This is a genomic window from Salinimicrobium oceani (assembly GCF_012037645.1).
In genome coordinates this window covers 1-574 of record NZ_JAAVJR010000275.1, presented here as the reverse complement: position 1 = coordinate 574, position 574 = coordinate 1, and the positions used below count along the sequence as shown (strand labels likewise).

Below are 574 nucleotides of genomic sequence, written 5' to 3'. Positions count from 1 at the left end.
CAATTCTGTTTCAATCTGTTTTAATTCTGTTGAAACAGAATCGAGATCTACTGGTTCTTCTTCCTCGAAAGTGTCCACATACCGTGGAATATTAAGGTTGAAATCATTCTCCTTTACCTCATCCAGATCAGCTAAATAGCTAAATTTATCGATAGTTTCCCGGTTTCGGTAAGTGTCAATGATTTTGTCAATATGTTTTTGCTTTAATCTATTTTTGTTACCGTCCTTTGTGTAGCCTTCGGAAGCATCGATAAACAAAATATTATCATCATTTACCCGGCATTTGCTCAAAACCAATATACAGGTAGGAATTCCTGTTCCAAAAAAGATATTTGCAGGTAAGCCAATTACAGCATCGAGGTAGTTTAGCTTCTCAATAAGATATTTTCTAATTGCACCTTCCGAAGATCCTCTAAACAGAACTCCGTGCGGTAAAACACACGCCATTGTACCGTTTTCGGCAAGCTGGTAGATCATGTGTTGTACAAAAGCAAAGTCTGCCTTACTGCTTGGGGCTAACTTACCATATTGACTAAATCTTTCATCATTCTCGAACAAAGGATTCTTTTTTCCA

1 protein-coding gene is annotated in these 574 nt (G+C 37.3%); it reads right to left on the bottom strand.

Translation table 11 applies throughout. The annotated features are described in order from the left end of the window. Positions 1–574, bottom strand: a 574-nt coding sequence (locus HC175_RS16700) for an N-6 DNA methylase (protein WP_168139494.1), incomplete at both ends; no start/stop codon positions are given.